The 24,504-nt window shown below is 59.9% G+C and carries 28 protein-coding genes, 1 tRNA gene and 1 pseudogene; 14 read left to right on the top strand and 16 right to left on the bottom strand.

Annotated features, from left to right (window positions below; genetic code table 11):
* Positions 1–101 precede the first annotated feature (101 nt).
* The 5 genes from HW532_RS08695 to HW532_RS08715 all read right to left on the bottom strand — a co-directional run bounded on the left by HW532_RS08695 (position 102) and on the right by HW532_RS08715 (position 4,752).
* Positions 102–677: a DUF642 domain-containing protein gene (locus HW532_RS08695; RefSeq protein ID WP_213163998.1), complete on the bottom strand. Its 576-nt coding sequence runs from the start codon at positions 675–677 to the stop codon at positions 102–104.
* A complete protein-coding gene (locus HW532_RS08700) occupies positions 674–1,531 on the bottom strand; it encodes an SMP-30/gluconolactonase/LRE family protein (protein WP_213163999.1) in 858 nt (285 codons plus the stop codon). Before HW532_RS08700 ends, HW532_RS08695 begins: the two co-directional genes overlap by 4 nt.
* Entirely contained in the window at positions 1,528–2,394 is an 867-nt protein-coding gene (locus HW532_RS08705) for an SDR family NAD(P)-dependent oxidoreductase (RefSeq protein WP_213164000.1), read from the bottom strand. The genes HW532_RS08700 and HW532_RS08705 overlap by 4 nt, the downstream gene beginning before the upstream one ends.
* 89 nt (positions 2,395–2,483) lie before the next feature.
* The gene (locus HW532_RS08710) at positions 2,484–3,362 is read right to left on the bottom strand and encodes a LysR family transcriptional regulator (protein ID WP_213164001.1); all 879 of its coding nucleotides are present in this window, start codon (positions 3,360–3,362) and stop codon (positions 2,484–2,486) included.
* 260 nt (positions 3,363–3,622) lie between these two features.
* Positions 3,623–4,752, bottom strand: a protein-coding gene (locus HW532_RS08715) for an IS3 family transposase (RefSeq protein WP_213164002.1) whose coding sequence is annotated in 2 segments (ribosomal slippage) — positions 3,623–4,479 and positions 4,479–4,752 — 1,131 coding nt in all. Because the reading frame shifts where the segments join, the coding sequence is not laid out codon by codon here.
* A gap of 220 nt (positions 4,753–4,972) precedes the next feature.
* Here HW532_RS08715 and HW532_RS08720 point away from each other — a divergent pair.
* From HW532_RS08720 to HW532_RS08735, 4 genes are all read left to right on the top strand, one after another.
* Positions 4,973–5,923, top strand: coding sequence for a bifunctional helix-turn-helix transcriptional regulator/GNAT family N-acetyltransferase (locus HW532_RS08720; RefSeq protein ID WP_246479749.1), 951 nt, complete (start codon positions 4,973–4,975; stop codon positions 5,921–5,923).
* A gap of 744 nt (positions 5,924–6,667) precedes the next feature.
* A complete protein-coding gene (locus tag HW532_RS08725; protein ID WP_213164003.1) occupies positions 6,668–7,000 on the top strand; it encodes a PadR family transcriptional regulator in 333 nt (110 codons plus the stop codon).
* 63 nt (positions 7,001–7,063) lie between these two features.
* Positions 7,064–8,395: an FAD-dependent oxidoreductase gene (locus HW532_RS08730; RefSeq protein WP_213164004.1), complete on the top strand. Its 1,332-nt coding sequence runs from the start codon at positions 7,064–7,066 to the stop codon at positions 8,393–8,395.
* Entirely contained in the window at positions 8,392–9,681 is a 1,290-nt protein-coding gene (locus HW532_RS08735) for an MFS transporter (RefSeq protein ID WP_246479750.1), read from the top strand. Before HW532_RS08730 ends, HW532_RS08735 begins: the two co-directional genes overlap by 4 nt.
* A gap of 40 nt (positions 9,682–9,721) precedes the next feature.
* Here the strand turns inward: HW532_RS08735 and HW532_RS08740 are convergent, their stop codons facing one another.
* The 4 genes from HW532_RS08740 to HW532_RS08755 are packed head-to-tail and all read right to left on the bottom strand — an operon-like array spanning position 9,722 to position 12,154.
* Complete coding sequence (locus HW532_RS08740; protein ID WP_213164005.1) at positions 9,722–10,372, bottom strand: LysE family translocator; 651 nt, start codon at positions 10,370–10,372, stop codon at positions 9,722–9,724.
* Between the two features lie 6 nt (positions 10,373–10,378).
* Positions 10,379–10,984, bottom strand: a complete 606-nt coding sequence (locus HW532_RS08745; RefSeq protein WP_213164006.1) for a RidA family protein — start codon at positions 10,982–10,984, stop codon at positions 10,379–10,381.
* Between the two features lie 40 nt (positions 10,985–11,024).
* On the bottom strand, positions 11,025–11,684 hold the full coding sequence (locus HW532_RS08750; RefSeq protein ID WP_213164007.1) for a hypothetical protein: 660 nt from the start codon (positions 11,682–11,684) through the stop codon (positions 11,025–11,027).
* Positions 11,681–12,154 carry a MarR family winged helix-turn-helix transcriptional regulator gene (locus HW532_RS08755; RefSeq protein ID WP_213164008.1) on the bottom strand — a complete coding sequence of 158 codons (474 nt, stop codon included), beginning with the start codon at positions 12,152–12,154 and terminating at the stop codon, positions 11,681–11,683. The genes HW532_RS08750 and HW532_RS08755 overlap by 4 nt, the downstream gene beginning before the upstream one ends.
* Positions 12,155–12,206: 52 nt before the next feature.
* Between HW532_RS08755 and HW532_RS08760 the strand changes: the two genes are divergently transcribed.
* Positions 12,207–13,190 (top strand): zinc-binding dehydrogenase, encoded by a 984-nt coding sequence (locus HW532_RS08760; protein ID WP_246479753.1) that lies wholly within the window; start codon positions 12,207–12,209, stop codon positions 13,188–13,190.
* Positions 13,191–13,294: 104 nt separating this feature from the next.
* On the opposite strand, the gene HW532_RS08765 is transcribed toward HW532_RS08760, so the two are convergent.
* Positions 13,295–14,152, bottom strand: a complete 858-nt coding sequence (locus tag HW532_RS08765) for a LysR family transcriptional regulator (RefSeq protein WP_213164009.1) — start codon at positions 14,150–14,152, stop codon at positions 13,295–13,297.
* A 171-nt stretch (positions 14,153–14,323) separates the two neighbouring features.
* On the opposite strand from HW532_RS08765, the gene HW532_RS08770 reads away from it, so the two are divergent.
* The 5 genes from HW532_RS08770 (at position 14,324) to HW532_RS08790 (ending at position 17,652) form a co-directional block, all read left to right on the top strand.
* On the top strand, positions 14,324–15,190 hold the full coding sequence (locus HW532_RS08770; protein WP_213164010.1) for a DMT family transporter: 867 nt from the start codon (positions 14,324–14,326) through the stop codon (positions 15,188–15,190).
* Positions 15,187–15,975, top strand: coding sequence for a crotonase/enoyl-CoA hydratase family protein (locus HW532_RS08775; protein ID WP_213164011.1), 789 nt, complete (start codon positions 15,187–15,189; stop codon positions 15,973–15,975). Before HW532_RS08770 ends, HW532_RS08775 begins: the two co-directional genes overlap by 4 nt.
* Before the next feature lie 33 nt (positions 15,976–16,008).
* Positions 16,009–16,542 (top strand): OsmC family protein, encoded by a 534-nt coding sequence (locus HW532_RS08780; protein ID WP_213164012.1) that lies wholly within the window; start codon positions 16,009–16,011, stop codon positions 16,540–16,542.
* A complete protein-coding gene (locus HW532_RS08785) occupies positions 16,539–17,135 on the top strand; it encodes a LysE family translocator (protein ID WP_213164013.1) in 597 nt (198 codons plus the stop codon). Before HW532_RS08780 ends, HW532_RS08785 begins: the two co-directional genes overlap by 4 nt.
* Positions 17,136–17,211: 76 nt before the next feature.
* Complete coding sequence (locus HW532_RS08790) at positions 17,212–17,652, top strand: hypothetical protein (RefSeq protein WP_213164014.1); 441 nt, start codon at positions 17,212–17,214, stop codon at positions 17,650–17,652.
* A gap of 182 nt (positions 17,653–17,834) precedes the next feature.
* On the opposite strand, the gene HW532_RS08795 is transcribed toward HW532_RS08790, so the two are convergent.
* Positions 17,835–18,572 (bottom strand): class I SAM-dependent methyltransferase, encoded by a 738-nt coding sequence (locus tag HW532_RS08795; RefSeq protein WP_213164015.1) that lies wholly within the window; start codon positions 18,570–18,572, stop codon positions 17,835–17,837.
* A 290-nt stretch (positions 18,573–18,862) separates the two neighbouring features.
* On the opposite strand from HW532_RS08795, the pseudogene HW532_RS22535 reads away from it, so the two are divergent.
* Positions 18,863–18,979, top strand: a pseudogene (locus tag HW532_RS22535) (LysR family transcriptional regulator); the annotation flags it as partial.
* A 139-nt stretch (positions 18,980–19,118) separates the two neighbouring features.
* Here HW532_RS22535 and HW532_RS08805 read toward each other — a convergent pair.
* On the bottom strand, positions 19,119–20,039 hold the full coding sequence (locus HW532_RS08805; protein ID WP_213164016.1) for a LysR substrate-binding domain-containing protein: 921 nt from the start codon (positions 20,037–20,039) through the stop codon (positions 19,119–19,121).
* A 128-nt stretch (positions 20,040–20,167) separates the two neighbouring features.
* On the opposite strand from HW532_RS08805, the gene HW532_RS08810 reads away from it, so the two are divergent.
* Together HW532_RS08810 and HW532_RS08815 are read left to right on the top strand one after the other, a co-directional pair.
* Positions 20,168–21,208 carry a zinc-dependent alcohol dehydrogenase family protein gene (locus HW532_RS08810; RefSeq protein ID WP_246479755.1) on the top strand — a complete coding sequence of 347 codons (1,041 nt, stop codon included), beginning with the start codon at positions 20,168–20,170 and terminating at the stop codon, positions 21,206–21,208.
* Between the two features lie 23 nt (positions 21,209–21,231).
* A complete protein-coding gene (locus HW532_RS08815; protein ID WP_213164017.1) occupies positions 21,232–22,128 on the top strand; it encodes a LysR family transcriptional regulator in 897 nt (298 codons plus the stop codon).
* On the opposite strand, the gene HW532_RS22450 is transcribed toward HW532_RS08815, so the two are convergent.
* From HW532_RS22450 to HW532_RS08830, 3 genes are read right to left on the bottom strand one after another with little or no spacing between them, the layout of a single operon-like run.
* Complete coding sequence (locus HW532_RS22450) at positions 22,040–22,222, bottom strand: hypothetical protein (protein ID WP_213164493.1); 183 nt, start codon at positions 22,220–22,222, stop codon at positions 22,040–22,042. The genes HW532_RS08815 and HW532_RS22450 overlap by 89 nt on opposite strands.
* The gene (locus tag HW532_RS08825; protein WP_213164018.1) at positions 22,219–22,662 is read right to left on the bottom strand and encodes a zinc-binding dehydrogenase; all 444 of its coding nucleotides are present in this window, start codon (positions 22,660–22,662) and stop codon (positions 22,219–22,221) included. The genes HW532_RS22450 and HW532_RS08825 overlap by 4 nt, the downstream gene beginning before the upstream one ends.
* Positions 22,581–23,207, bottom strand: coding sequence for an alcohol dehydrogenase catalytic domain-containing protein (locus HW532_RS08830; RefSeq protein ID WP_213164019.1), 627 nt, complete (start codon positions 23,205–23,207; stop codon positions 22,581–22,583). The genes HW532_RS08825 and HW532_RS08830 overlap by 82 nt, the downstream gene beginning before the upstream one ends.
* Before the next feature lie 93 nt (positions 23,208–23,300).
* Here HW532_RS08830 and HW532_RS08835 point away from each other — a divergent pair, with 93 nt between their 5' ends.
* Complete coding sequence (locus HW532_RS08835; RefSeq protein WP_213164020.1) at positions 23,301–24,227, top strand: LysR family transcriptional regulator; 927 nt, start codon at positions 23,301–23,303, stop codon at positions 24,225–24,227.
* An 89-nt stretch (positions 24,228–24,316) separates the two neighbouring features.
* On the opposite strand, the gene HW532_RS08840 is transcribed toward HW532_RS08835, so the two are convergent.
* Positions 24,317–24,393: transfer RNA gene (locus HW532_RS08840), tRNA-Arg, on the bottom strand.
* Between the last annotated feature and the right edge of the window lie 111 nt (positions 24,394–24,504).

The following is a 24,504-nucleotide window of genomic DNA, read 5'->3' on the forward strand; positions in this document are numbered from 1 at the left end:
CGGAAGCTACCGGTCTCGGCTGCCGACAGCATCACCTCACTATCGTGAAGCTGTATTCTTTGCTTGTGCGGAGCTAACGACATGGGGATCAATCATTTTGGTCAGGGAGATGGTTGGCGCGAACGGTCCAGCTTGTTCCTGCTATGAATTATTTCGACTCTGACAGCGTCGAGATGCACACCGTAATCGGTGCCAGTCGTGTCCGTGAACATGATCCGGGTCACCGCAGAGTTAGCGGCGCCCTCGAAACGTAGAGTTTCCTGTCGGTACCCTTCCTGGTCGGGAGAAACTTCAAAGTTTGCGCTCGCGGAGCCGGCGCTCACCGTCAGCGTCGTGGCTCCAGCGGCGTCCGGCTCGTTATCGAGGTGAAAGACCAACCGGTAGGTCGAGCCCGGATCGGTCGGCACGTCCTGATAGACCGTGCCCGAGCCATTGAGGGCCAGGAACTGGCGCCCGGAGCGTGCTTCAAAATCGCGTCCGTAGGCCTCATTGATGATCTCGGCTTCATCCTGTTCGACCGTCCAAGCTGGCAAACTCTCATCGAAGAACTGATAGCCGTCGACCGTAGGATCCTCGAAGCCGCCGTTGTCGAGACGATCGTTCTGGCGCTGGATTTGCGCATGCGCCGGACTCAACGTCACGGCGGCGATGACAGCAAACGTGAAGACGCTCTTCATTGGAGTGCCTCTTCATAATCTAGTCGCAGCAGCGCGCCCGAGGCCGGAGCGACCTGAAGGTCGGCGTCGGACAGGCCAACCCGCGCCGTCGTGACGAAGAGGTGCCGACCATCGCCGGCGAAGGTGCAGCACGTGGGCCGCGGAACGGGCAGTTCGATCTTTCGCTCGACCTTACCCTCTGGATCGATCCGCAGAATGGCGGAGCCATCGAAGAGAACGCTGAGGAAGAACCCTTCCTCATCGATGGTCAGTCCGTCCGGCTTGCCGAGAGCGGGGTCGATGCTGAAGAACAGGCGCCGATTGCCGATGTCACCGGAGTTCGGCTCAAAGTCGTAGGCGTGGATTTCGCCCTTGTGCGAGTCTGTGAAGTAAAAGGTTCGCCCGTCGTGGCTCCATTCGAGGCCGTTGGGCAAGTCGAAGCCTCTGTCAAAAACATGCCAGATCCCATCAGGATCATAGCGATAGAGGATGCCGCTTCCTTTGCGGCCCTCAGTGTTCATGAGGCCAGTCCATAACCGGCCCTGGCTATCGTATTTTCCGTCATTGAATCGAAAGCCCGGTTCCGCATGTGGAGGACTTGCGAAACGCTCGACTTCACCATTCGATGTCAGCCGGGCGAGATCGGACCCAAGTCCCAGGGTGAGCGTGCCCAACGGGTCCTCCGCCAGCGCGCCGACAATGGCCGGAATCTCCAACGTCTCGTTTCGCCCGGCGGCTCGATCATAGGCGTGGAGCTTGCCACCCATGATATCGATCCAGAGCAACCGCTGGCGCTTGGCGCTCCATATCGGACTTTCGCCGATCGTCGCATCAATCTGGACTGCCGTTGTGATGTCGGGGACCACGGTCTTCATCGCCTCGCCTCCGGCGCAGCGATTGCGATTTTCTCCCACGCGTCGGCGACTATCTCGGGGCTGTCGGCGCTCACGGCGCGCAGATCACGCGGATAGCCGACCCCCTCGGCCTCGGCTGCCTTGAACGCATAGAATTGTCCGTTGCTGGCGCGCAGCACCCAGGCGCTCGTGCGACATGCCTCCGACACCAGGAAGATCGCGCCTGACGCCACCGCATTCGGGCGCAGGTCGTCGGGCTCGCCCTCGACACCCCACATCCGCGTCTTCGCGACCGGTGAGATAGCGTTGACGAGGATACCGTGCGGCGCGCCCTCGTGTGCAAGCACGTTCGTGATGCCGACCGTCGCCATCTTTGCCGCCGCGTAGGCGGCGAGCCCCGCCTGCACGTACTCGGGATAAAGCGCCCGGTCAGACGTCGTGAGGAGGATGCGGCCATAGCCTTGCGCTTTCATCGCCGGCCAGGCCGCCTGCGCCAGCCATAGTGGCGTTTCCACGCCGAGCCCGGTCATCCGTGCGAGGAAGTCCGGCTCAAGCTCCTCGATTCCCTGATAGCCGACCCAGCCGGCATTGTGGATGAGGATGTCGAGACGTCCATATGCCGAGATGGCCTCTTCAATCAATGCGCGGCAGCCCTCGCGGCTGTCGATCGGTCCACTCGCCGCACGGGCATCGTAGCCTTGCGAACGCAGCCGCGCGGCGGCCGATTCTGCGACGGAAGGATCCTGGGATGTGCCGTCTTCGTTGGCACCTATGTCGTGGATGACGACACGCGCACCACGCGCAGCGAGAAGCTCCGCATAGGCATAGCCGATGCCACGCCCGGCTCCGGTTACGATAGCGGCACGGTTTTCGAAACGGATCATGCGCCTCTCCTCAATCAATTCAGGAGAAAGCTAAAAAGCGCAGGACGATCCGTCCAATACCGATTTTACGCCATCATGATCTACATTTCCTATCGTGATGCGATATCGACGAAGTTCTGCGCGGCCGCGCTGAGTGGCTCATCACTACGGCACAGGAAGAGGGTGAAGTCCGACCCTGCTACATCCAGGGGCCGGTAGACGATCTCTGCGGCGCGGAAGCCGGTCATGCTGGCGGGCACGACCGAGACGCCGATCTCGACGGCGACCAAGGCGAGAACGCCGTGCATCTGGTGCGCCTCCTGCACCACCTGAGGTACGAACCCAGCCGTAGCGCAGAGCTGAATGACCTGGTGGTGAAAGCCCCGGCCCTCCGCTGCGGGCCACATCACGAAAGGCTCATCCGCTAGATCCGAAAGCGCAAGGTCCCTCTTAGCCGCTAAGGAATGCGACGCCGGCAAGGCGATGGCGAACCGGTCTTCGTCGAACGCACTCATATGCAGCCCAGTATCGTCCGGCAGTGGAGGGAGGAGAACGGCTATGTCGCAGAGACCTTCGCGCAGCGTTGCCACCTGTGCGGCGGTGGTCGCCTCTTTGAGTTCGAGGCGCACGTCCGGAAAAGCACGCCGGAAGGCGCGCACTGTTTCAGCCAACCGGCCATACATCGCGCTTCCGACATAGGTCAGGCGAAGCGTTCCTGTGCGCCCGGCAGCAGCGTCCCGGGCCGCCGTGACGGCAAGATCCGCCTGTTCGACAGTCAGGAGTGCATGTTCGAGAAGTGCCTTGCCGGCAGGTGTCAACCGGATGACACGGTTGCCACGTTCCAGCAGTTCCGTGCCGATCTCCTCTTCCAGCCGCCGGACGGTGGCGGTGAGCGGCGGTTGGGACATGTTGAGCCGTTCAGCCGCGCGATGGAAATGCAGCTCCTCAGCGACTGCGATGAATTGCCGAAGTTGTCGAAGGTCAATCACTCATCCCGCCTCTTCTCTGAGCACCATCGTCCGTTTGCTTTTTGTAACAATAACATGGTGATAGTAGTAGCGCGGCGCCACTGGCCAACTCGCTGTTGGTGCGCAACGTCATCGCAGCGTTATAACGAAGGAGTTATTCGCCGAATCGACTTGCGTTCCCACCGTGCGAGCTTCGAACCACGTTCGATTCGACACGAGTGAAGTGATCCCGGTTTCCCGGACAGTTTGACGGCTGAGTTAAGGTGTATCCGGGTCAAGTTTCATGCCGCCAATTTCTCGTCTCGACTTTGCCAGTATGCCTCCCTCGGCGTTCTGCGCTCAAGGGCGGAATGGGGCCGCTCGGTGTTGTAGAAGGTCATCCAGTCGCCGATGACGCGACGCGCCTTGAAGCCGTCGGTCAGTTCTTCGAGATAGATCGCTTCCTGTTTCAGCGATCGCCACAGGCGCTCGATGAAGATGTTGTCCATGCAGCGGCCACGTCCATCCATCGAGATGCGCACGCCAGCCTCGCTCAGCGTGGTAATCCAAGCGCTGCCAGTGAACTGCGACCCCTGATCCGTGTTCATGATCCCGGGCGAACCAAAGCGGACAATGGCCTCCTTCAGCGCCTCGACGCAGAACTCGGCGTACATCGTGTTCGACAACCGCCAGCTCAATACCTTGCGCGTCGCCCAGTCCATGATGGCCACGAGATAGAGAAAGCCGCGGCGCACCGGCACGAACGTGATGTCGGCACACCAGACCTGGTTCGGCTGGTCGATGGTCATGTTGCGCAGCAGATATGGATAGACCGGGTGCTGCGGATGCGGCTGGCTGGTATTCGGACGTTTGTAGATCGCTTCCATACCTATAATCCGCATCAGGCGTCGGACACGATGGCGGCCGACACCTATGCCGTCCCGCTGCAGATAGGTCGCGATCTGCCGGCTGCCAAAGAAGGGATACTTCGTGAAGGCCTTGTCGACCGCCGTCATCACCGCCAGCGTCGCATCGTCGATCCCGACCGCTTCATAGTAGAAGGCCGACCGGCTCAGTTTCACCAACCGGCATTGCTGACTGACACTCAGTTCGGGATGACTACGGCAGATCATGATCTTTTTCTCGGCCGGGCTCATCGCTTGAGCCCTTGAGACAAAAAATCGTTCTCAACGGCCAACCTCCCGATCTTGGCGTGCAACTCCTTCGCCTCGGCTTCCGTTGGCCCGTCCGCCTTGCCGCCACAGGCGAACACATCGGCCATGCCGTCAACAGCTTGCCGCTTCCACTGACTCATCTGGTTCGGATGCACCTGATGCTTGGCCGCAATCTCCTGGATCGTCCTATCGCCACGCAATGCTTCAAGCGCGACTTTCGCCTTGAACTGGTCTGAAAACTTCCGGCGTTTCGCCATCTCGTATCCCTCCAAACGGTTCGGGATACACCTTAGCCAACTGTCCGAATTTCCGGGATCACTTCACACAGCCAAAGCCAGAGATGTCGCCTTCCCAATGCCAGTTGCGCCGCCTGTGACAAGCGCAACCTTTCCCAAAATACCCGTTAGATCAGTCACGCTTGCACAACCCATACCGCCGTACTATAGTTGCTTCATACAACCATATTACGGGTATGCAATGACCGCAACAGATTTCATGATGATTGGACGAATCCGGGACGCCTCGCGTCGGCTGGTTCGCGAACTTGGCTTCATGGAAGCGACGCTTGCCGGTGCCGACCTAACGCCCTCAGCCGTTCATGCGATCATCGAAGTTGGCTCGGGACGGACAACGAATGCCCGCGGCCTGACGCAAACGCTGCGCTTGGAAAAGTCGACAGTCAGCAGGCTGCTAAAAAACTTGATCGCGGACGGTTACCTCACTGAACAGCGGGATGACTGCGACACGCGCATGAAGCGGCTAGCGCTGACCGAACGTGGGCAAGCCAGTCTCGCTGGCATTACGGATTACGCTGTCGACCAGGTTACCGAGGCGATTTCATCTTTGTCGGCAAAAGACGTTGCGACAATTGCGAAAGGGCTCGAAATTTATGCTGCAGCGCTGGGGTCGACTGACCACGCGTCGGAAACGAAGGCGACGATCTCTGAGGGCTATCGGCCGGGCATTATCGGCCGCATGCTGCAGATGCATGCTGAATACTACGCACGCACCGTCGGCTTCGGTGCTGCTTTCGAAACCGGATTGGCGACCGATATGGGCGCATTCTTCTCCCGCCTCGAAAATGAAGAGAATGGTTTCTGGGTAGCGGAAATCGATGGACGACCGGTTGGCACGATCGCGATCGATGGCGAAGACTTGGGCCAAGGCATTGCCCATCTGCGTTGGTTCATCACAGCAGAAGACCTGCAGGGCCAAGGCATAGGCAAGCGATTGATCGATACCGCGCTACGTTTCGTCGATAGTCGAAGCATGCGCGAAACACGGCTCTGGACCTTTCAGGGACTCGATGCCGCCAAGCATCTCTATGAGCGAGTCGGCTTCGAACTGGTAGAAGAAAAACCGGGGCAGCAATGGGGATCCGAGGTGCTGGAACAGCAGTTCCTGCGTGTTTCGCCGTTGCAGGCATGACGCGTTCCAGACAACGGGCGTCACAGTCTAAATCGCCACCCTGGTCCCGTCGTCACCGGCCTTTTGTCGTTTTTGGGAAATGTACAATGGAGCGACGCTATGGCCAAGTTCGGCACCCCATCGCGGATTTGGTTGCCATTCGGAGCATTCTCGACGGCAGGTATCCCGAATGACGGCAAATCGTCCGTCTGAAAGGCCAGATTCTGCTGGATGGAGCCGGGAGCGACGCTGAGCAAACCGATATGCTCACGCAAGTTCGGCAAATATTGTTAGCGTTGTGGTGCGTGCATATAACGGTCAGCTCGCGGATATCATAGAGCTAAATCCATTGCCATTTTCCACAGCGCCAGAACATGGCACCCAAGTTGAGAACTCTAACACAGCACGTACATGGCTACTGACAGCTATGACCCAAATGATGGGACAGAGCATCAAAATTCTCGACAAACTCGATCTCAACGCCGGCGTATCCCCAGAGCATACCTGCCAATTCGACAGACCAATCCCATTGACGGCTCGGCTCGGCTCGGAAAATCAGGCCGCCTCGAGAGCGCCAACGGTGAAGTGCGGATGCCTGTCAAGAACTTCAAAGCCCACAAGTCTCCTTCCCGATCCCAACTTCCATTGAAGCTTGACGCATCGATGATCGATGCATAGAGTATCTATATTATGAGTGAACATTACCCGTCGACGTCGAGCCAGCCAGACTTTCTAAGTCGTTCCTACTGGAACGGGACGATAAAGATGAGTCTGTCGAAATTCTTTATCCTGAGCGCACTGCATCGTCGCCCAATGCATGGCTACGATATCGCCAAGGAAGTTGCTCGCATGTCAAATGGCTGCTGCTCGCCGACGGAAGGCACGATCTACCCAGTTCTTCGGCAGTATGAAGATGGCGGATATGTCACCTCCCATGAGGAAACCGTGTCGGGGCGACTTCGCAAAGTCTACGAGCTAACGGAAAGAGGGCACAAGGCATTCGAAGTGGCAGTCGCAGCCTGGATGGAGGTGACGCAGAGCCTGATCGACTGCCAGCGTCTCGTCAGACGGTCTCCCCTAACCGACGAACCCGTGTAGTTTTTTTAGCCAAATACATCGATCATCTATGCATTGATGGTCAACTTAATAAGGGAGCTATACATGCAACCAAAACTGCCAATCGCAGTGATCGGCGCAGGTCCGGTAGGATTGGCTGCGGCGGCACATCTTATTCAGCGTGGGCTAGAACCGGTCATTTTCGAGCGCGGAGAGCATGCGGCAACGGCGGTAAGACAGTGGGGCCATGTGAGGGTTTTCACCCCATGGACTTATGTCATCGATTCCGCCGCCCGCGCATTGCTGTCCGAGATCGACTGGACGGAACCGCAACCCGATGCCTTGCCGACTGGTGATGAGATCGTCGACGCCTATCTGGCGCCGTTGGCCGCCCATCCGTCAATTGCGGCACGACTTCATACCAACGCAACCGTAACAGACGTAACCCGTGACGGCGCCTCGAAAATCCATTCCGAGGGTCGCGAAACGGCATCGTTCGCTGTCCATTGGCGCGATGCTGCAGGTATCGCTAATCGCACGCTCGTCAGCGCCGTTATTGATGCGTCTGGAACATGGTTCGACGCAAATCCGATTGGGATCGGCGGGCTACCTGTTCCGGGCGAGACTGACGCGGCCGACCGGATCGAGTACCGCATTCCCGATGTTCTTGGGCGGGATCGTGCGACCTATGCCGGTCAAAGGATCTTGTTGCTCGGCGGCGGTCATTCCGCAGCAAATGTCGCCCTCGACCTTGCGACACTGCATGGGCAACACCCTGACACCCGGATCTCCTGGGGGATTCGGCGCAAGTCGATTGAGAGTTTGTTGGGGGGCGGCGCCGATGACGAGCTGCCGGCACGCGGCCAGCTTGGCCTTGCGGCCAAAGACGCGATTGATACCGGCACACTTGAACTCCTTGCTCCCTACGCTGTTGATCGGATCGAGCGTATCGGCGACGGGATCAAGGTCTTCGGCCACCGTGCTGGCGTTCCCATGGAATTGGTCGTCGACCGCATCGTGGTCACCACCGGTTTCCGCCCCAATATCGACATGTTGCGGGAGCTTCGCGTGGAGCTCGACCCGATGCTCGAAGCGCCTCCGAAGCTTGCGCCCTTGATCGATCCGAACGTCCACTCATGCGGCTCCGTTCCGCCCCATGGCGTAGCTGAGCTCGCCCACCCGGAACCAGGCTTTTTCATCGTGGGCATGAAGTCCTATGGCCGGGCCCCCACCTTCTTGATGCTGACCGGCTATGAGCAAGTACGTTCCGTAGCCGCGGAACTGGCGGGAGACCATGACGCCGCCCGCCGTGTCGAGCTGAAACTGCCCGAAACTGGTGTGTGCGGTGGCTTTACGGCGGCATCCTGCTGCGAACCGGAAGCCGAAACGGATCTGACATCCTCACAAGAAACCGAAGCTGAAGAATCGGTTTCGTGACGGCGGGCGGTGTTCAAGAGTCCAAGCTACACGGCGTGATGGCGGACGAACGGTTCTTCATCACCGCGCTCGGCATCGGACAGATCTGTTCCTGGGGAACGCTCTACTACAGCTTCCCCCAGGTTACAGAAGCCATGGCGCTTGAATTCGGCTGGTCCCGCGCGGAGCAGTACGGACCGTTGACATTCGGCCTCGTGCTTTCCGCGATGCTCAGCTACCCGATTGGGGCAGCCATCGACCGTGGATACGGTCGTGTCATTCTCGCGGGCGCATCCCTGGCAGCCGGATTGTTGATGGGTCTGTGGTCGCTGGTGTCAACTCTGGCTGGCTTCTATCTGATCTTTGCCGGGATTGCGGCGCTGTTCGCCGCCACACTCTACGAGCCAGCCTTTGCCGTCGTCGGTCGTCGCGTTGGACCGGCTCATGCCCGCCGGGGGATCACGGCCCTTACCCTTTGGGGTGGATTTGCCAGCACCGTTTTCGTGCCCCTCATCGAATTGGTAATGGACGTCTATGGCTGGCGGGCCGTCCTATGGCTCCTGGCTCTGGTGAATATCGGCATCTGCGCCCCGCTTTACGCTACGGCGATCCGCCCTCGGCTGGACAAGGCCAAAGACACGGACCGGACCGTATCGACAGATGGCGGGCGATGCATCTCGCCCTCACAGGAAAGCATCGTCCGGCGCTTGGTTGGACGACCCGTTTTCTGGTTCATCGCCGTCTTCTTCATCGCCCAGGCCGCTCTGATGTCGGCCTTCATCTTTCACCTTTATCCCCTCCTGTTGGAGCGTGGACTGGGGGCGCAGGACGTGGTGATGGTAATTGCCGTTATCGGGCCGGCACAAGTGGCCGGCCGGCTGGCGATCTCGCTGTTGGCAAACAATGCCTCAATCACTGCGATAGGGGCCGTCACTGTCGGGGTCATGCTGGTCGTGTTTGCCGCGCTGGCCTTTCTCGATGCGGGTCTCGCGACCATTATCGCCATCGCGTCGGCCTACGGTGCCGCAAATGGCGTGATGACGATCGTGCGCGGGCTGACGGTGCCTGAACTGCTAACGACCAGGTTCTACGGAACGATCAACGGCCTACTGGCGGCTCCATCAACCATCGCCAAGGCACTCGCCCCGGTCGGAGCAGCTTATTTATGGGATCTTTCAGGCAGTTACGAACTCGTCGTCGTCGCGTTACTTTTCGGAGCGCTCATTATGAGTTCTGCATACTGGGGAGCCATTCTCATCAAAGCCACCAGCGATCGCGCCGAACCAAACATGCGTCACCGTCAGTAAGAGAAGCCGCAAGTTCACGCCAATACCGTTTTCAGGCGCCTTATCGTCCGACCAACGTCTTTATGCCGAAGAGAACCATTGCACCGGCGAGCACACGATTGACAGCAGTAGATGCGGCCAAGTATCGGCGACGAACTTCATGAGTTGATAGAAGTCGCGCGGAGACTCCATACCAAGCGAGTTCCATTAGGAAGCCTCCAGCCAGGATCGCGAGGCGCGTAGCTAGGGATGCATGCTCGGGAATCGCCACGGCATAGATGCTTACGAAAAAGACCACGGCTTTGGGGTTCGACAGATTGACCATCATGCCGCGCCACATCCCGGCCCCGAACCCAATTCGCTGGGCAGTGTCGGAATTGCCATGCGTCGATTCCACGTGACCGCTCCTCTGTTCCCGCCAGATTTTCACGCCGAGCCAGATCAGATAAGCGCCACCGAGAACCTGTAGCACGCGGAGCGCCCATCCCATGCTCTGAACCACCAGAAGAAGACCGGCCATTGAAAGCGCTGCGTAGAAAGCGGCTGCGCTTGCGAGACCCACAATCGCGCCCGTGGCGACGCGTGCTTGTCCTGACAATGCGGTTTGTGCAACGAGGGTGAAAGCAGGACCCGGGCTGACGACCACAAGCGCGTAAACACCGAGCGTCGTGTAGATGATACCGAGTTCCGAATACAGACTGGAACCGAACACGTTGCATTACCTCTTCAAAGATAAGCGGTGATGTAACCGATAGAAGCGCTCGTTATCAAAACGCAGCATGTGAATCGGCAATTCATTAACGGGCAACGACTGATATACATGCTTCCTGCGGATGACACAGTGTAGTGCACAAGGCCTTACACCCTGGTATCCACGGTTCCCCGGCCGTTCATCCATGCATTCCCGCGCGCCATCCGGCCGCTGGAATCGATCCCGCGGGATCTCCACAAATGCCGTCATCTCAATCAGGAGCGACGGATCGTAGAGCGAGACCACTTCGACGGTCGTCGTCACTGGATACGGCGGATCGAAATAACCCTTTCGGATATCGCCAGCCTGCATGAATGCTGAGATATCCGTGGTGTATTGCGTCAGTGAGACGATGTCGCTCATGCGACCGTTCACTGAGGCGAGGAGCAAACTGATATTGTCAAGCACCTGCCGAACCTGCGCGCGCATATCGCCAGCGCCGACTACCTCGCCATCCCGATTAAGGGCCACTTGGCCCTTTAGATGGACTGGTTGCCCTCCACCACCGATAACCATCTGAGAAAACGCACCAAAGGGGACCCAAAAGTCGCCCGGATTGAAACACTCCGCCATTCCTGTGCTCCTTTCAGGTCGAGTGGTGATTGTGGAGACATTAGTGACGCGCTGCTCGGCGGCTAGCGCCGATCTGGGCAAAGGCCGCAATGTGAAAACAAATCCATAGCGGCACGGCGAAGCATGGAATCATGAGCAGCGGCAACTGCCCGAGCGCGGAGGTCGATTCCGACATACCGAGCAAGGGTATGGTGCCCCGCGCAACGAGGCCCGCTCCAACCGCCCCGACGAAGTCGAGCAGACCGAGCACATGGAAGCCGAAATACATGGGCGAGCGAAGAAATCCGCGGTCCGCGGCAAGCCGGGCCACCACGACCGGCGCGAGCGCCGCCACCAGCAAATCACCCCAGCCCGCGATATGAGCGAAGAGTCCCGGCAGATGGCCGAACGCATAGACGAACAGAAACCCGACGCCCAGAATCCGCAAGCCTTGCATCGCCGTCAGCCAAATCGGGTCCACTGCGAGAACGCTCGAAAGGATCCCTGGGACACGCAACAGAAGCAGAAACGCCAGTGGCGGCAAGACCAACGCCGTCAGCGTTGCCAAGGGCGGCTCTCCGGCCTCGGCCTGAAACGCCCCGGCGCCCCCCAACACCACGACAGCCCCCAACCAGAGCAGAACGACCAGACCGGCCCCACCGATGAACCCTGCGCCCGGTCCCTCGAATCCGGCTGAAGAATGAGAGGTTGCATAGGTCATTGGGCCGATCCTTTCGTCGTTTGCGTTGCTTCCGCTTCGAAGCTCTGCCGTGCTGCATTGAGGCCATCGATAAGTCTTCCGATCTCGCCAGGCCCGAGGCGCGACGCAGCCGCGTCCTGCGCCCGACGCCAGCACGATCGTGCCGCCTCCAGCCTAGTGAGACCGGCTTGCGTCAGCCGGCCCCATCGCTGCCGCCGGTCTTCGCCGTGGCTGAGCTCAACCAATCCATCCCGAACGAGCGGATTCAGAGCCCGCGTCAGAGATGACGGCTCCATGTCGAGGGCCTGTGCCACGGCTGCCAGCGGCACTGCCTTCCCACGCGTGTAATCGAGCGCACAGAGCACCGAGAACTGGGTGATCTTCAATCCGGTCTCGGCGAGCGCCTGGTCGTAGACCTGAGTCACGACACGGGCCAGACGGCGGCTCGCGAGGCACAGGCAGGCGGCATAGGGATGGCTTGCATCTGTCATATTACTTGTGTACACAATCAATTAAGTTCCGTCAATCCCACGGAGGTTGCTCATGAATGAAATGACGATGCGGGCCTTCGTCGTTCACGCCCCCGGTGGCCCTGAGGCCCTGCGCCTTGAGACGCGGCCTGTTCCTTCCGTCGGTCACGGACAGGTTCGCATCCGTGTTCGTGCCTTTGGCATCAATCGCGCCGAAATCATGACCCGAAAGGGTCTGTCGCCTGCGGTCGCCTTCCCCCGGATTCTTGGCATCGAGGCCGTCGGCACCGTCGACGCCTGTCCCTCCGGCCGACTGGACCGCGACGACATCGTTGCAACCGCCATGGGCGGCATGGGTCGCACGTTCGACGGCAGCTACGCCGAATATTTGGTCGTCCCGGAAGAACAGGTGCAGACCGTGCACACCGCCCTCCCATGGAGCACGCTCGCGGCGCTGCCGGAAATGGTTCAGACCGCCTACGGAGCGCTGTTTCGCGGCCTCCGCATTTTACCTGGAGCCACGATCCTCATCAGGGGCGGGACGTCCTCGGTCGGGCTCATGGCCGGCACCCTGGCTCGCCGCCATGGTTGCACGGTCATATCAACAACCCGCAACAAGACCCGGTCGGATTTTCTCAAGCAATATGGTGCACGCCATGTGGTGATCGATGAGGGCAACGTGGCCGACGACGTGCGGAGCCTCATACCGGATGGCGTCGACAATGTCCTGGATCTTGTCGGCACCCCCACGATGGCGGACAACTTCGATGCTCTCAAGCCATCCGGCCTGCTTTGCCTCGCCGGGATTCTGAGTGGACAGTGGGCCCTGCGCGACTTCAGTCCAATGTTCGATATCCCCACCGACAAGCGGCTGACCGCCTATGTCGGCGATGCGCAGGATTTCATGCGCACGCCCCTGCAAGAGATCGTCAACCTGATCGAACGGGGTCTTCTCGACATTCCGATCGGCGAAACCGTGCCCTTCGAAAACACTCCGGACGCGCACCGCGCAATTGAAGCCAATACGACCCCGGGAAAATGGGTCGTTTGGTTATAGACGGCATGACGTTCGCCGCGATGCGCAGGCCCGATGACAGCCGCTCCCGCATCGTCGCGCTACCCATCCGGTCTTCAGCCCTCGACCCGACCGGATGCGCCAACTCAGGAGTCCCGGCTTTCCACCGCGGCCGAGACGGCCTCTATCGTGGCGTCCGGGGTGCCCTGCCGCCAGCGCACCCCGATCTGTCGCGACAGGCCAAGATCGGCGACCGGCAAGGCGACGACGCCCATCGTCGCGAGGCTGCGCGGCGCGACGGCAATGCCGATTCCTTTCGCCACGAGCTGCAGGGCAAGGTCGTCGCGCGCCGTGCGCGCCGCGATCTTCATGGAGAGTCCGGCCGCCTTCAGGGCACCGTGCTTCAACTCACAGGTCCCCCGCAGCACCAACGGCTCCTGGGCAATGTCCGCCACCTGAACGCGTCCTCCCGAGGTCCCGGCAAGCCGATGCTGACGCGACACCATGACGACATAGGGCTCGCGCCAAAGCGGCGACATCGTCTCCGAGGTGTCCTCCACCAGCGTCCATGCAATGTCGATCCGACCTTGATTCATCCACCCCAGAATCTCGTGCTCCGAACCGTCGCGCAGCGACCACCGCATCTGCGGCAAGCGCCGCGTCAAGGACGCGTGAACGGCGGCGACGTCGGTTGCTGCCAGCGTCCGCAGCACGCCAACCCGCACCACGGGCAGCTTTTCATCGGGCGCCCGCAAACTCCGCTTGGCTTCCTCGTAGCGCCCGAGGATCTCGCTGGCGTGCTCGTAGAAACGCAGACCCCGGAATGTCGGAATCGTGCGCCGCGAGCCGCCCCTGCGCTCGAAGAGCTCCAGACCGAGATCGTCCTCCAACGACCTGAGCGCCGCCGACACCGCCGGTTGGGACACGCGCAGGCGTGTCGCCGCGCTGGAAACACCCCGGCATTCGACCACCGCGATGAAGAACCGAAGATGGCGCAGGTTCATCGCTTTTCCTTATGTGATATCATATTTATTATCTATTTTAATTATATTATCCGGCTCGCTAAATGTCCATTCATGCGATGGACTCCGGCAAAGCGACATCAGAACGACGCGGACAACCGTCCAAGGCCCCTCCCGCCGCGGGCGGCGGTCCGGCGGAGACCCATTATCGGCTTGGCCTGCGCGCTTGCCGTCGTCGCCCTTTTTTCCGGCTTCACGATCGTCTCGCGGCTGGGCCTGACATCCGCCATGCCGGTTCCTGACCTCGGCGTCCTGCGCTTCGGCATCGGCGGCCTGATACTGACCCCTGTCCTTCTCCACCATGGCTTGGGCGGCGTCCCCTTGCCGAAAGCCCTCCTCCTGGCATTGCTCGGCGGGCTCGGCTTCGCCCTGCTCGCCTATTCCGGCTTCGCCCTAGCGCCCGCCGCTCATGGCGCGGTGCTGCTGCACGGAACGTTGCCGCTATCCACCTTTGTACTGGTCATGCTCCTCGACCCGGCGCAGAGCCGGCGGGCGACGACGTCGGGCCTCGCTTTGATCGCGGTCGGTGTCGCCCTCATGGCCTGGGACAGTCTGCGCACCGCGAGCGCCCAACAGTTGCTCGGCGACGCATTTTTGCTGCTCGCTTCCTTCTGCTGGTCGGCCTATGGCGTCATGGCGCGCCGGCTCGGTCTGCCGCCGCTCCAGGCCGCGTCGATCGTTGCCGTGTTGTCGATGCTCTGCTTCCTGCCGCCCTACATCGCCTTTCACGGCGCAACACTCGTGGACCATGACTGGCAGGCGCTGCTGGTGCAGGGGGTGTACCAGGGCATCCTGATCGGCGTCGGGTCGATCTTCGTCTACACGCTTGCCGTCAACAATCTTGGCGCCAGCGAAACCGCCCTCTTCACGGCGGCCGTGCCCGGCGTGACGACGCTCGGCGCCATCGCTCTTCTCGCGGAATGGCCCTCTCCCGCCGAGTGGGCCGGCGTCGCGCTCGCCACCATCGGAATGCTGTTCGCGATTCGCACCCTCTACACCAAACAGGAGACCAAACCATGAGTGACCCAGTCCTGTTCGCCGTCGAAGACCGCGTCGCGACCCTCACGCTCAACCGCCCCGAACACCTGAACGCGATCAACTACGCCCTCGCCGACCGTTTGATGGAACACCTCGATGCGATCGAGGCCGACGATTCCATCCGGGCCGTCATCCTCACGGGCGCCGGCGAACGTGCGTTCTCGGCCGGTGGCGACATCCACGAGTTCTCCGAATCCGTGAAACAGGGCGAAGCGATCACGGTGAATGCATTCGTCCGACGCGGTCAAACAATGACCGCCCGACTCGAAGCGTTCCCCAAGCCCGTCATTGCCGCCGTCAACGGCCTCGCCTACGGCGGTGGATGCGAAATCACCGAGGCCGTCCATCTGGCAATCGCAGCCGACAGTGCCGTCTTCGCAAAGCCCGAGATTCTGCTCGGCATGCCCCCGACCTTTGGCGGAACGCAGCGCTTGCCGCGCGTTGCCGGTCGCAAGCGCGCCCTGGAATTGCTGCTGACGGGGCAGACGTTCAGCGCAGAACGGGCCGTCGACCTCGGGCTCGTGAACCACATCGTCCCGGACGAAAACCTCTCGGACGAGGCGCACGACCTGGCCGCGCGCATCACCAACCAATCTCCACGTGCGGTGAAAAGTATCCTGACCGCGGTCGCGCGCGGCATCGATTTGCCGATCGGCGAGGGTCTGCTGGTCGAGCGCGAGCAATTCGCCCGCATGGTTGGCACCCAGGACCTCCACGACGGGCTGGAAGCCTGGCGGAGCCGCCGCAGCAGTAAAGCGGTTTCCTGAGGCGAACGAAGCCCCCGAGCGGAGGCAAGCGATATGGTCGAACGACAACATCACTATGCGGTCACCGTGGAATGGATCGGCAACACCGGACAGGGCACGGTGGACTACAAGTCCTATGACCGAACGCACCGCATCACTGCTGAGGATAAACCGGATATCATCGGCTCGGCCGACCCCGCCTTTCGCGGCGATAGCGCGTATTGGAACCCGGAAGACCTCCTGGTCGCGGCGCTGTCGGCGTGTCACAAGCTCTGGTACCTGCATCTCTGCGCGGATGCGGGGATAACCGTCACCAGCTATCGCGACGAAGCCACGGGTCTCATGGAGGAAGATGGCGACGGGGGACAGTTCGTCCATGTCGTCCTTCGACCACAGGTCACCGTCAGCAGCGAGGCAGACCGGGACCGGGCAGAGGAGCTCCATGCCGCCGCCAGCCGCCGGTGCTTCATCCGCAACTCCGTAAGCTTTGCCGTCGAGCACGCCCCCAAGATAAGTGTCGAGCAAGCGCAGGCTCGCAGCACCGCTCCGCCGGGCTCGTCCAAAGAACCAGAGCGGAATCGACGATGACCCCTGCCACGCTTCTTCCACTGGCGCTGTTCGCCGTCGTCGCCACCATCACCCCGGGCGGGGCGACCACGCTCGCCACGGCATCAGGCGCCCGCTTCGGATTCCGGCGCTCGGTCCCCCTGATCGCCGGCATCTCGGTGGGCTTGGGAGCGCTGGGCGCGGCGTCTGCCCTCGGCCTGGCCAGCCTCGTTCTCGCCGTCCCGACGCTCGCGCTGGCACTGAGGCTGGGAGGATCCGCATATCTTCTCTGGCTGTCGGTCAAGATTGCGACAAGCGGTCCGCCGGATACGGATACCCGGATGGCGGCACCGATCGGCGTCCTGGGCGGTGCCATGTTGCTTTGGCTCAATCCGAAGGCGTGGGCCACAGCGCTCGGCGCCGCTGCGACGTTCGGCGATGCGGCAAGCAGCCCGTCCGAGCTCGCTCTCCTGCTGGCGAGCGTCTTCGTTTGCGCTGCCGCAATCTCGCTCACCCTTTGGTCGACTGCGGGCTTCTTCCTCGCAAAGCTCCTGCACACCCGCCGAGAATGGACCATCGTCAATACGCTTCTGGGCATCCTGCTCGCCCTGTCGATTCTACAGATGTGGCTATGAGGGAAATCCAACCCGCCGGAGCCGCAGACGCATGTCGCCGAATACGGGCTGTCCGCAAGGAAGGGAATCGCATCGCATGACCCATATCGTCGTCGCTACGCTGGGCTACGCTCTCATGCTGATCGGGTTCAGCCGCGGTCCCCTCTACACGAACCCGCACCTCGTTGGCGTCCTCATCAACCTGGTCGGCGCATTCGTACCGTTCGTCCTTTTCCTGGTGGCCGGCATGCGCCTCGACGGGATGGACGACCTCAAAGGCATTGCGTGGTCATTGGCAGCAGGTGTTGGAATTGCCGCATTCACCCTGGCGATGGCCCGGATGTTCAGCCTTGGCGAGAACCTCGGCTTCGTCACGCCCCTCGTCTATGGGGGATCCCTGCTTTTGGTGACCACCGTCGGCGCTCTTCTGTTCCGCGAGCGGGTCGGGCTGCTTCAAGTCGGCGGCCTCGTCCTCATCGTCATAGGCATCGCCTGTGTCGCAGCGGGCAAGCATCAAGCAACATCTGTCGGTGGTTGAAAGTCCGACCGTCCCCGATCGAAGAAGCGGGCCGGCAAGGCACACGGACAATGCGCCGACCGGCGCATTTTAAACGGACAGCCTCTAGATACGATTATGGCCGCAAGGGCCTCTACGGGCCTGGCACATGGCGCAGCACTTCACCAGAGAGTCGGACCACGGTCCGCAACCGCAAGCTTCGCTTACGACGAGCCCGCGGGAGTTTTCTTCAACACGTAGAACGAATATCCGAAATAGTCTCCGTATCTCAGAAACATCTCTCGCTCCTTGCTGATGTCATTCTTCGCAGCAAGGAGGCTTTCGCGGCCGTGTAAGGCGTCGAGCAACGGGACGTGGTAGGCGTCCCAGGCCTCACGTGGAAGTGTGAAATGGTCGAGCACATCAAAACCCAACCGTCGGGCGCTCTCGGCATTCTCCCCGCTGCTCCGCATGTCCGGATACAGCTCCCCCCAGTAATCCCGGGCGTCTACAGGGGCGTCCCTGCACAACCACTCGCACTCGGTCACCACGCAAATCCCGCCCGATCCGAGGAGTTCCCGCCAAGCGGACAATGCGGCATCGAAACCGACGCTGTACACGGCGCCCTCGCTCCACACGAGATCGAGTGAACCGGGCGGAAATTCCGGACACAGCATGTTCCCTTCATGGATGCTCACCCGGTCGCCGAGGCCGCGCTCGCGAACCTTCGCCGTCAGGACGGCGCAGAATTCGGGGCTCAAATCAACGCCACTAATCCGTGCCTGTGGAAACTCTTCAGCCAACATCAGGGTGCTTCGTCCAGTCCCACAGCCGAAATCAGCGATCTGCGGCGCAAGCGGCAATTCCTTGTTCAGGCGTCGCATCACGTCCCGACTGAGGGCGTCACTTCCCGGTCCCTGCTGCGGCAGCGATGCGAATACTTCCATCAATTCACTGTGCATCTGGCGACATCCCGTCGTTTCCCACGTCAAGTCTGCTACCCTTGGATAATCGAGTCCCGAAGCAAAAGAAATTGATGTTTGTAATACAAAGTTGCTGCCTGTAGAGCTTCGGGTCATGCCCGTCGGGCTTCTTCCTGCGCCGTACCGGATATCCGCGCGAGATCGAGGGATGGCGCTTCATTTCCGATGACGACCCCGTTCATGCCAATCCGACCATTGGTGTTCAGGCCAGCAACGGAGAAGCCATTCGCCGACTGGCGTTCAATGGCCTCGCTCTTGCGCGCCTCGCGGCGTTCACTGTTCGAGACGACATCGCAGCCGGACGGCTGAGGACCGTGCTTGAAGATTACCATGCCGGGGACAGCGAAGCCTTCCACGCCGTCTATACCGGCCAGGGCGGCCCCTGACCCGCGCGCGTGAGAGCTTTGCTGAACTTCCTGGCCGAGCACGGCGCGGTGGAATGAGGCGTCGCCTCATCAGTCGTAGTGCAACGCCCAAGCAATAGACCATCGGACCTGTTCGGCGACTCCACTGTGGAATTTGGCGCTATGTCCAAGGCGCAGCGGCGCTAAAACGCTCTACAAGAGCGTCGATTGCGAACCGAATTTTGGGTGCTTGATCACGCCGGCGCGGCCATAGAAGGTTGATCGCCCGATCCGGGAATTCGGAAAAAGGCATTACTTGAACAAGCGCACCGGTCTTTAGATGTTCGCCGGCCAACCAAGTGGACAGATACGCAATTCCATATCCTGAAATGGCCGCATCCAACAGGGCTTCACCATGGCTGACAATCATATGCGGATTGACGGTTTGGTCCACGATCTCGCCCCGCTGATTCTTTAGTTGCCAGGGGAGAATATACCCCCCGTGCTCGAACAATAAGCAGCGGTGTGCGTTCAGATCTTCAAGGCGTTTGGGAGCGCCATGCTCGTACAGATAGTGCGGCGCCGCGCAAAGGATCGAATGCTGATCGACGAGTTTTCTCGTTATCACGCTGGCGCTGTCGCTGGATGAACCTATTCTCACCGCAAGGTCGATCCCCTCTTCAACCAGATCAATGTAACGATCGGTGAAGGACAAATTGAGTGCAAGAGCCGGATGTTTGCTAGCCGCCTTTGTCAGCGTCGGTGCAGCCCATAATCGTCCAAAGGCGACAGGAACACTTACTCTCAGTGTTCCGGAAATCTCCCGACGGCGTTCACTCATCAACGCCTCAGCTGTATCGATATCTTCAAGAATGGCGCGGCATTTCTCGAAGAATATCTCACCCTCCTGCGTGAGTGTGAGTGTTCGCGTCGTTCGCAATAAGAGCTGAACGCCGAGACGCTCCTCCAGACGTGCCACGGCTTTGGCCGCTGCCGACTTGGATAGACCCAGATCCTCCGACGCGGCAGAGAAGCTTCCAAGCTCTACCGTTCGGGTGAATGCGACGACGCCGTCAAGGCTGATCGTGGGGCGGTAAGGCATCCATTGAATACTCCTGATCGCATATCATACGAAATCTGTTCACTATTGTATAGCACAAGACTCAAATAAGCTGGCTTCGACGACGCGAGCGGGATTGGAACCGCTCGCGGGAAAGAGGAGCAAGAGTCATGACCAGCGACACTATGAAAGCCTGGCGATTGCCGCAGTTCGGTATAGGCAATCTCGGACTTGACCGGGTCAAAAGACCGCGGCCCGGCCCGAAAGATGTCCTGGTCCGCACAAAAGCGGTTTCTCTGAATTACCGGGACAAACTCGTCGTTGAGGGCGGGCTTCTTCCCGCGCAGCCCAAAATGCCCTTCATTCCGGTTTCAGATTTTTGCGGAGTAGTCGCGGAAACCGGAGACGACGTGGCGTCGTTCTCTGTCGGCGACCGGGTCATGGGCAACTTCTGGACGGAGTGGATCGACGGTCCGCCCCCGCATTCCATGCTTCAGCACGGAGCCTCCTTAGGCGGTCCGCTGCCGGGCGCGCTCTCGGAGTATATCGTCATTCCCGAGTCCGTTGCCGTTGCGGCGCCTTCGAACTTAACGGATGAGGAGGCGTCCACTCTGCCAATAGCGGCGCTCACCGGGTGGTTTGCTCTCACTGAAACTGCAAGGGTTGGTGCCGGACAATTTGTACTCGTACAAGGGACAGGGGGCGTTTCGCTGGCCGGTATGCAGATCGCTGCAGCGCTTGGAGCGCGCGTAATTGTCCTGTCGCGCAGCACAGCAAAGATCGAAAAGACGCTGGAACTTGGCGCGCACGACGGCATCGATACCAGCACGGCAGCTGATTGGCCTAGAAGGGTTATGGAACTCACCGATGGCCATGGTGTCGATCATATCTTGGAGGTCATTGGCGGAAGCAATCTCTCGCGATCGTTGGAGGCGATCGCTGCACAAGGCCAGATATCCTTGATCGGTTTTCTCGAAGGCATGGACGCGCGGATCAGCGCGGTTCCCTTCATGCTTCGACGCGCCAGGCTACAGGGCGTATCGGTCGGCCACCGTCACGCCTTCGAGCGTCTTGTCCGGTTCATAGAAGGTAAAGAAATACATCCCGTGATCGATACGGTCTTCAGCTTTGAAGATGCCCGTCGAGCTTTCAATGAGATCAATGAGGGCCCCTTCGGCAAGATCGTTATCCAGATCGATGCGAAGCAGTAAAATCAAGGCGTTTCGCATTGAGCATGTTCGGTTCATTGGAACTTCGACATCTTCGATATTTCATGGCCGCCCATGAACACGGAAGCTTCCGCAAAGCTGGCTCCGCGCTAGGCATCCGCGAGTCGACTATCAGCCGCGCTATTCGGGACCTCGAAGATGCGCTGGGAGCGTCGCTGTTTCAGAGGTATGCTGGAGGTGTTCGTCTTACCTTTGCCGGAGAGAAATTTCTTCGCAGGACCCGTAGCGTAGTTCAGCAAGTTAGCGATGGTGCCAAGGATGTCGCCGCAATCGGGCGGTGCGAAAGCGGGTATATCAGAATTGGAGTCACTTTTTCCTTTGCTTCCGGGTTCCTACACGATTTGCTGAGAAAATATTGCGAGCAGCATGCGGATGTCCGGATTGATTTCATCGACGGCGATCCGGTCGAACATATTGCAAAGATCCGGAAACTCCAACTCGATATTGCCTTCGTTGCGGGAGCGCGAAAATGGTTACATTGCGAGACAAATATACTCTGGACTGAGCGAATATTCATTGCCTTGCCCGATCGACACCATCTTATCAAAAGTGACGAAATTTATTGGAACGACCTTTCAGAAGAGAAATTAATTGTTAGTGATTTGGCGCTGGAATCGGGAATATCCAATTATATATTGCAAGTTAAGCACGATTATAATTTCAATCCGAAAATTATTACCCAAAGTGTAGGACGCGACAATTTGCTGTCGTTAGTCGCGGCCGGGCGTGGACTTACCATCATCAGTGAGGCCGCCACAGTCGCCCGCATTCCAGGAGTCATTTATCGGTCAATTGCTTGTGAGCGGATCCCCTTCAGCGCGGTATGGCTATCTCAAACCGACAATCCGGCACTACGACGTCTATTAAGTATGTCACGTTTAATTTCAAATGCTGCTTCCTGAAGGCACTGTGTTCCTCGGGAAAACCGCCTTCTTTCCGCGCCTTTGCAAATCCCCGATCTGTCGCCATGAAACGCGCCGGTATCCGCGCAATCAGCTCGGCCGGAGCACGAGCTTGCCGAGATAGTGCGTACCCAAAGCACGATGAGCGTCCGCGGCCTGATCGAGCGTGAAGCTTTGTGCCACATGGACCTCGAAGGGGCCGGAAGCGATCAGGTGATTGAGTTTGTCGAATACGTCGCGCGCCGCTTCATCGCCCACATATTCGGTAACGGTGAGGTCCGGTTGCGACTCGGGCGCAGGCGACACGCCGCGCGGATAGGCGACACGGCCACCGGATCGCAGAGTTTGAAGCGCGTCTTGCGCCGCCTGCCCGCCCGCGGTGAGCAGCGCGGCATCCAAACCCGCCGGCTCGAACGCCCGGGCCGCTGCAAGCACGTCGTCTTTGCGCCCATCTACTGCAAAATCGGCGCCGATCCGCCGCGCCAGCGCAACGCCATCCGCACCGGAGGCAACCGCAAACACACGAACACCCATGCGTTTTGCCAACTGCACGGCCAAATGCCCCAGACCGCCCCGGCACCGAAAACCATGAGCGCCTCGCCCTTTTCCAGTCCAAGAACGTCATCGAGACCCAAAAGCGCGGTGATCGCGTCAACCGGCATGGCGCCCGCCTGCTCGACGGTCAGGCTGCCCGGGATATGCGCGACGAAATCGGCTTTGACGGCGACATATTCGGCGTAGAAACCGCCCTTGGGGTTGATATGCCGGTCGGCGTAGACGCGATCACCGACCTTGAAGCGCTGGACCGCCTCTCCCACAGCGGCAATTGTGCCGGCGCCGTCGAAACCGACGATGTAGGGAAACCGGGGCTCGAAGCCATGTCGCTCGCGGAAGAGATCGAAAAAGGCGCCCTGGCGTTCCCATTGGTCCCATACACCCACGCCAACGGCCTCGACGCGAACGAGAACCTCGTCTCGATCGATTTCAGGTACGCTTAGCGATTGGACTTTAAACGCGTCGACACCGCCGAAGCGGTCGATCGCGGCGGCGCGCATGCGATCGGGAACTGCCTTCTCCATTGTCCGAACTCCGGTAAATTGAACGTACACCCAAGCTAGCCAAGCCGTTATTGATCCGGTAGTAGACAGGTATGAATATATATATGCCGAAAAATGGATAAATCGGACGTCACACTCGAACGCATGCTCAGCTTCGTGCGCGTCGCAGAGCGCGGCAGCCTGTCGGCCGTTGCGCGCGAGTTCGGCATAGGCCAATCGACGGTCTCCCGTCATTTGCGGGAACTGGAGGAAGCCATCGGCGCGCCCCTGCTGGCAAGAACCACGCGGCGCGTTACACTGACCGACGAAGGGCACCGCTATTATGCCAAATGCGTGCAGATTTTACGCCTGGTGGAACAGGCTGGAGACGAAGCGCGTGGGACAAGCAGCGCGGCCGCCGGCATGGTCCGGATTTCCTGCACGGCGGCATTGGGGATCTTGCAGATCAACCGGCTGATTTTCGATTTTCAGGATCGCTATCCCGAAATCGGAGTCGACCTGAGTCTTACGGATGAACGCATTGATCTCGTCCGGGAAGGCGTCGACATCGCAATCCGCTTGGGTCCTCTGACCGATAGCTCCATGAAGCTCAAGACACTCGGACAATCTCGGCGCTTCCTGGCGGCCGCGCCAAGCTATCTATCCGCGCGAGGCAGACCAGCGAGCCTGCAGGATTTGCAGGTTCATGAGGGCATCCGTATGACCAATATTGCGGGAAGCGACACACTGACTCTGCGAGGACCGGACAACGAAGTTCATACCATTCCTTTCGAGGGACGCTTTCAAACCGATCACGGGCTTGCCGCGCGCCTTGCCGTTTCCGCGGGACGCGGGATCGCGCCGGTCCACCACTGGCTGGTTGACGACCTTCTGGCAGACGGACGCCTCGAGATACTCCTCCCTGACTATTCGCTTCCGTCGGTTCCGCTGAACATGCTCATCGTGCCCGAACGCGCAAACATCGCACGCGTTCGTCTGCTCATCGACTATCTCGCCGATGAAATCGCGCACCTACCGGGAATTTCCAAGTCAGAGCACTGAGTGCACGCCTGATGCAATATCCGATCAGCTCTCAACCTAATCGGATTCAATGAAAGCTCTTGGAAATTCAGGAAACTTCGCGGGGAAGATGGCGCACCCACCAGGATTCGAACCTGGGGCCTTCGCCTTCGGAGGGCGACGCTCTATCCAGCTGAGCTATGGGTGCTTACCGTGTCACAGTTGCTTACGCAGTGCTTACGTGAGCTTTTCGCGAGTAGAAAGATCAGAACGAGGGCCTCGCAAATCCTTGTTCCTGTAGTCCTTTTTCGTCTCCTCT

This window comes from Kaustia mangrovi, from assembly GCF_015482775.1.
In the GTDB taxonomy this organism is placed as follows: Bacteria; Pseudomonadota; Alphaproteobacteria; order Rhizobiales; family Im1; genus Kaustia; species Kaustia mangrovi.